Source organism: Citrobacter sp. Cpo037 (assembly GCF_030332945.1).
GTDB lineage: Bacteria > Pseudomonadota > Gammaproteobacteria > Enterobacterales > Enterobacteriaceae > Citrobacter > Citrobacter portucalensis.
Genome location: NZ_JAOWGW010000059.1, coordinates 24424 through 30423, shown reverse-complemented (window position 1 = coordinate 30423; position 6000 = coordinate 24424). Strand labels below are relative to the sequence as shown.

At 47.5% G+C, this 6000-nt stretch carries 10 protein-coding genes and 1 pseudogene; 2 read left to right on the top strand and 9 right to left on the bottom strand.

Features of this window, described 5'->3' with window-relative positions; translation table 11 throughout:
* Window positions 1-156 (top strand): annotated as a pseudogene (locus tag OGX94_RS11680) (IS5/IS1182 family transposase); the annotation flags it as partial.
* A 234-nt stretch (window positions 157-390) separates the two neighbouring features.
* Here the strand turns inward: OGX94_RS11680 and OGX94_RS11675 are convergent.
* Window positions 391-681, bottom strand: a complete 291-nt coding sequence (locus tag OGX94_RS11675) for a SymE family type I addiction module toxin (RefSeq protein WP_103769401.1) — start codon at window positions 679-681, stop codon at window positions 391-393.
* A gap of 126 nt (window positions 682-807) precedes the next feature.
* Here OGX94_RS11675 and OGX94_RS11670 point away from each other — a divergent pair, with 126 nt between their 5' ends.
* Window positions 808-999 carry a toxin-antitoxin system HicB family antitoxin gene (locus OGX94_RS11670; protein ID WP_085049118.1) on the top strand — a complete coding sequence of 64 codons (192 nt, stop codon included), beginning with the start codon at window positions 808-810 and terminating at the stop codon, window positions 997-999.
* Here OGX94_RS11670 and OGX94_RS11665 read toward each other — a convergent pair.
* The 8 genes from OGX94_RS11665 to OGX94_RS11630 all read right to left on the bottom strand — a co-directional run bounded on the left by OGX94_RS11665 (window position 996) and on the right by OGX94_RS11630 (window position 5890).
* Window positions 996-1622: a DUF6680 family protein gene (locus OGX94_RS11665; RefSeq protein WP_051594495.1), complete on the bottom strand. Its 627-nt coding sequence runs from the start codon at window positions 1620-1622 to the stop codon at window positions 996-998. The genes OGX94_RS11670 and OGX94_RS11665 overlap by 4 nt on opposite strands.
* Window positions 1623-2080: 458 nt before the next feature.
* A complete protein-coding gene (locus OGX94_RS11660) occupies window positions 2081-2914 on the bottom strand; it encodes a DUF4942 domain-containing protein (protein ID WP_286569299.1) in 834 nt (277 codons plus the stop codon).
* Window positions 2915-3028: 114 nt separating this feature from the next.
* Complete coding sequence (locus OGX94_RS11655; protein WP_286569297.1) at window positions 3029-3370, bottom strand: TA system toxin CbtA family protein; 342 nt, start codon at window positions 3368-3370, stop codon at window positions 3029-3031.
* Between the two features lie 35 nt (window positions 3371-3405).
* Window positions 3406-3750, bottom strand: coding sequence for a type IV toxin-antitoxin system YeeU family antitoxin (locus tag OGX94_RS11650; RefSeq protein WP_286569295.1), 345 nt, complete (start codon window positions 3748-3750; stop codon window positions 3406-3408).
* A 23-nt stretch (window positions 3751-3773) separates the two neighbouring features.
* Entirely contained in the window at window positions 3774-3995 is a 222-nt protein-coding gene (locus OGX94_RS11645) for a DUF987 family protein (RefSeq protein ID WP_286569293.1), read from the bottom strand.
* Window positions 3996-4005: 10 nt separating this feature from the next.
* Window positions 4006-4479, bottom strand: coding sequence for a RadC family protein (gene radC / locus OGX94_RS11640; RefSeq protein ID WP_286569291.1), 474 nt, complete (start codon window positions 4477-4479; stop codon window positions 4006-4008).
* 69 nt (window positions 4480-4548) lie between these two features.
* Window positions 4549-5370, bottom strand: a complete 822-nt coding sequence (locus tag OGX94_RS11635; protein ID WP_286569289.1) for a DUF932 domain-containing protein — start codon at window positions 5368-5370, stop codon at window positions 4549-4551.
* A gap of 70 nt (window positions 5371-5440) precedes the next feature.
* On the bottom strand, window positions 5441-5890 hold the full coding sequence (locus OGX94_RS11630) for a hypothetical protein (RefSeq protein ID WP_286569287.1): 450 nt from the start codon (window positions 5888-5890) through the stop codon (window positions 5441-5443).
* Window positions 5891-6000: the final 110 nt, after the last annotated feature.

The following is a 6000-nucleotide window of genomic DNA, read 5'->3' as shown; positions in this document are numbered from 1 at the left end:
GAGCACCCGTTTCGCATCATCAAGCGGCAGTTCGGCTTCGTGAAAGCCAGATACAAGGGGCTGCTGAAAAACGATAACCAACTGGCGATGTTATTCACCCTGGCCAACCTGTTTCGGGTGGACCAAATGATACGTCAGTGGGAGAGATCTCAGTAAAAACCGGAAATANCGCCAGAAATGGTGGAAAAAATAGCCTAAATAGGCTGATTCGATGTGTTTGCGGGAAAAAAATCGGCCCAGATCCGCGAAATTTTAATCAGCGAGTCAGCTTGGGAAGAAATGACCTGCTTATTCGCACCTTCCCCAGTTCAGTTGAGTAGGCCGGATAAGCGCAAGCGCCATCCGGCACCAAGTAAACCTGTAAGTACCGCTTGCAGGTTCAGCCGTGCTTCACTGGAGAGTCGCCAATGTGCTCTCGATTCTGTTCAGCTTCTGATGTGCCTCTTTCAACTCATCCTGCAACCGTTGTTCCTGCTCGCCATAGACCATCAGGACGATACAACCGTTCATCACTTTTACGGTAATCTGTTGCCCGGTATCAAACCCCGCGTCGCGTAGCCACTTGCCGGAAAGAATAATTTTTGGCGTGGATTTGTCGAAAACATTCGGGCGATATCCCACAATTACCGAACGCTCGGTTCCGGATTGGTCGGTGTCTGGGGTAGAATGCGAATCAGCCATAATCAACTCCTTGATAGTTGGTGAGGTTAGACGCTCCGGCTGTGTTCCCGCACATCGGGGCGTTGCTAGTGTAGAAGGCTTTTAGGTGGCCTCCTATATGATTAAGATAGTTGGATAGGTGGCCCTATGTCAATCATATCGCGCGAAAAAAAACCAAAAGGCGGCGGTCAATCACCGCAGTTCAAAATGCGTATTGATCCGGCATTGAAGGAGCAATTGGATGCTGTGGCGGCAGAAGAAGGGGTAAGTCTCGCCAGTTGGTTAAAGGAACTGGCGAGAGAGGAGCTGCGTCATAAAGGAATTGAGCCAAAAGGTTAGGGCTTATTACTATCAAGGTCTTGGCTACCCATCTGAGCTTCCTGATCCCTTGTATTTGTCCCGTTGAAAGGGATATTCGTTATACTCATTGGTAAAGAACTTTTACCTGAAAATATATCTTCAAGACCTTTTAATATGTTAGCTTGAGTGGTTTCTAAATCTCCATGAGCTATCGGTCTGTAACAATCTCTTTGTAATTGTACTTTATCAAAGTCATAATTCATGGCTTGTGCGATCGTATATAAAAGCTCAGTGAATAAATCATCGGATTTTGATATCCATATATTTATATCAGGGTATTCTTTTGCTTTGTTTAAGTGATTGTTATAGCTTTTCCAGGCATGGGTTACTGCCTGCTCTCTGCTTGTTTGATACCGTGTCTTAATTAATGGAATTTTCCGTCCGTAGAATTCGATATCTATCATGTTTAGTGCTTGTACGTGATCTCTATGGAGTCTTTGTGATCTGGTTGACATCAAAGTTCTAAATATATATAAGCGATTTTGTTTTTTTTCACGAAATTGCTCTAATATTTTTTGTATTTCTACAGCAAGTATAGGGCCAATTATTACTGCTGCTGTCATTACAATATCTTTGTATTCCATGCCGAATAAACCACTCATTATTTCACCTGTGAAATTTATAGATATAAATGGTATTGAATTAATGGATGTAATCTAAATTAGGAATTAAATATTATTATAATTGGCGGAAGATCACAGGAGTCGCATTTGATGGTTAACTTGTTGATTTGAAATTTATATTTTGTGTTGGATAAATGAATGACCCCCATAAACACCCCCAAATGATTTTGCTTGTGGGGGAGGGGAGGCATACAGAGCTGATTTCTGGTCGCTTTATCTACTGCAGCAAAGCGGCAATATCCTTCTCGCTTTCGGCTTCTGTTTAGCACCGCAGTTGTTTAGAAGAACCGATCAACTGAAGTTTCGTATATTCAGTTTGCCAGCGCTTGGTGATGATCTTTCTGCTGAACTTGTAAATTAGACTTACAGGTTGCGTAATAGCCTGTTGAGAGTTCTTGGCCGCAATGATTATGCCAGAAACCCATAATCTACTCAGGTTATCTTGCAGGTAGCGCTCCTGGAAAATGTTTTGCCACGATATCATTCATCCTCTCCACCAGATCAAGGCGTTTAAACGTTATATGTCCGCTGCCTTTCTGAAAGTAGCGAATGGTGAACATATCGTCTTCGAAGACCTGTTGATGCGGATTATCGCTCACAAAATCCATAAACCGGATGGAGACATCATACCGATTGTCAGGAATGGTTTTGCCATCCAGCAGGTAAAGCATCCGTTCCAGATCGGCGAGCTGATCGCGTCGCCAGCCCCAGTTCAGGCTGTAGCCCCATCGGTCATGCTTCACTAGATTGTTGACGATAATCTTCTTGCCGAAGTAGCAGGGATTATTGGTTTTGTAGTCCCAGCTTAACCCTTTAAATATGTTAATAATTCCACGTTCGAAAACATCCTGTTTATTGTGGTGGAGTTGTTCAAAGGTACTCAGGATGTTAGCTTCGGTGATGGACGGAAGATCGCCCCCTTCGAGGTTTTTAGCCCACTGACTGCGGGCTTCAGCGTCCATTAAGGTTAACATCCCGGACTTCAGCATCAGATCGCGCCAGATGCTGCGATCGATATTGCGGGTGATCACCGGCATTGCTTTATCGACTGGTTGCATCAGCCAGCAGTCAAAGGAATGGCCCTGTCGCATTGCCCAATGCTCCGCCACATCACCACCGATGCTGGAGGTAAGCCGCGAGATGTTATCAATATTATGAATCAGGATTTCTATTTGGCTCAGCGCAGCGTCGCGCCCTGTGACGATGCGCTCAATACTGGTTGAGCAAATTAGCTCATTATGGTCAGTTAAGACTTCAGCTTCTGTTTGCATATTTTTGGTCCGTATAAAAGCAAACACGCCCGCCGGGAGTGGCAGGCGCATTATGCAATGAGTAAATAAGGAAGACAGATCGGGAATTTAATTCGGGGAGGAGGCTCGCAAGATTCAGCGTGTCGAAAGATTATGGCCTTGTCGTAACAATCCCATTGCCTGTCGCGCCCGCAAAATGTCTACAGTCCGCAGATAAGGCGATTGTTCCTGCCAGCTAAATCCTTTGCGATCGATACGAACGAGTTCGTATTTTTCCACCAGAAAGTTCACGGCATCGGCAAGTGTAACGCCTGCGTTGATATGCTCCTGAATAACACCTTCATCATTGAATGGAGTGTCGCTCAGAGTCAGGCCATAGTGCTGCGCAAGTAAACGGGTAAGTAACATCTGCCAGACGGCCACAGGCGACGGACATGGCTTCGCCACCCGCTGATTTGTTGCAGGAGAGGTGTTCATGATGTTGTTCTCGTAGAAGTGGAAGTTAAAATCGGTCAGCGTTGAGTGAGGTAAATGGTGATGTAAACGTAGCCACAGGAGCCGAGCGTATCGGCTTCACAGGTTAATCTCTTCGCATATAGCGTGACGCAGTGCTGGTGCCGGGGATTAAGTTCTCCGCTGGTGAGCATGAGTTCTATTTGCTTCACCAACAAGGGAAAAGCCTGGTTGAGATGGCGTAAATCAGCTTTGCTGAACTGACCTATTATGCTGGCCCGATCGGCGAGGTAATGCAGGCGGTTGCCTTCCTGCACCAGACGGGCTCCGAAATGTGGTGTGATGTCGCATTTCAGTCCCCATCGCAGCGTATCCACTACTTCGTTGGCTGTGCCTTCTGTCATGTTTGTGTTCCTTTTACTGACGGTTAATTGAGGCTGATGCAGCGCAGGATGATATAAGGTCCCTGACGGTCCTGTCGGCGCTCAGCAAAAACTGCCAGCACACCGCGAATATCCTGCACTTCCCGACCGTAGTAATGGCAGACGCTGCCGGACCAGCGATATTTGCCCGTACAGAAGCGAGACAACCGGGATTCAGAATGCTGGCGGTATATCGCCATTGCCTGACGTTTGCTTATGATTTTCATCCATACTCTCCTACAGCCAGCCTCTTTCCGCAAACGACAACGCATTACCATCACCGATGATGAAATGATCCAGCACCCGGATATCCACCAGAATCAGTGCATTCACTATCCGGGAAGTAATCGTTCGGTCTGCTTTACTGGCATCCGTTATTCCAGATGGATGGTTATGAGCGAGGATCACCGCTGCCGCGTTGTGGTGTAGTGCAGATTTCACAATTTCACGGGGATGGACTTCGGTGTGGTTAATCGTGCCAAGGAATAGCGTTTCATGTTCCAGCAGACGATGCTGGTTATCGAGATAGAGCACGACAAAAACCTCACGTTCCTGCCGTCCCAGATGCAGTTGCAGCCAGCTTTTCGTACAACTCGTGTCAAGGAATTGCTCGCCGGGCTGGCGCTGGTATTTCTCCAGCAGTCGCATAGCGCGACGGATAATACGTTGCTCATTCGCTGGAAAAGCCGGAGGTAATATCAGTTCAGACATGGAAAATCCTTAAAATAAAAAGCCCCATAGCAACAAGCTACAGGGCTATAAACGAGATGAGTATGTGGTTCATGAGGCGAGCTGTAGCATGTTTTCAGCCATCACCCACAGGGCGCGGTTAAGTTTGACATCTCCATCAATGCCCTTAATAGCGCGGGTATGTGCGCGCCCTCCTTTCGTATTGCGTCCGTTCAGACCACCTTTAATCAGGTTCTCCTGAATGCGCTGATAGGTTGTCCAGAGGTCACCGGACTCATCCTGCCAGCGACGAGGTGCCAGTAGCTGATATCCCGTCACCGGCTGATGCTCTTCGCCAAAACGATACGTCAGCGCCGCCTGTGCCAGCGCCTGTTGCGCCGGGGGAGGTAATATAAGTGACTGCATGGCGTCGCGTTTTTCTTCTACCCGGTCAAATATCCCCAGCACTTCGTAGGCCCCTTCGATGACTTTCTCTACTACGTTGCCTTTATGTGGCACACGAACCTCACCAAAACTCTCACCGCAAATCAGCCCATTTTGGCAAACCGCTCTGAATAACCCCGGCAGCATCTGGTATGAGCTGGAGCCATCATGGCTGTTAAGCAGAATGATTTCCGGAACCTGTTTGCCAGTGATTTGTCCTTCTCGGCGTAGGCGCAGCATGTGTTTGGTGTGCTCACGCTTGCTCTGGTCCCGCACTCGGGTCTGGCAGGCAAAGAACGGTTGAAAGCCTTCACGCTTCAGGTTATCGAGCAGAGTGATTGTCGGAATGTAGGTATAGCGGTCACTGCGTGATTCATGTTTGTCTTCGCTGAAGACGCTGGGCACATAGTGCACCAGCTCCTCGCGGGTTAACGGGCGGTCACGGCGCACAAGATTGGTAGCACCAAAACGGCTGGCTAAACGGGTCATAGGCGACTCCTTTAAAAATGGGCATAAAAAAGCCACCCCGAAGGATGGCCTGGATTGAAAGGCTGGATTATTAATGTGAAACAGAAGGGTGTATCTGCGATGCAGTCTTTTCTGAATCTGGTATCGGCAATGCAGATAGTTCGGCAGGACTAAGCTTTCCTGCGCGGTAAAGTTGCAGTTTCACCAGAATCGGCGCTTTTTGCGACTGAAGGTAACTCAGGCACCATTCCCGCTTCAGGACTATCCTGACCGGGGCAGGCAAAAGCTCATATGCTTTGCTAAAAACGACTTCAACAAAAGCATCATCACTCAGTTTATCCTCGGCAATATTCAACAGACCATTGATGACAATATTTTCCAGTAACAGCCTGTATTTGTCAGAACCCGTTACCGAAGCTTTAACCGTGTTTTCCGGTAAGTGTTCAGAAGATGTGTCATGATTTTCTGTGTGTGCTTTTCTGCGTGGGAAATTCAGCTTTTCTGTAAGGCTACGAAATTTTCCTGTGCTATTTTCAGACATCGTAATTTTATCCTGTGGCCTCCGCGTCTTGCCATCAGGCAAGTACGGCGAGTTTTTTTATCGCTTTATTCAGGCTAAAGGTGGTCAAACCTGCACCCAGAGCCCTGACC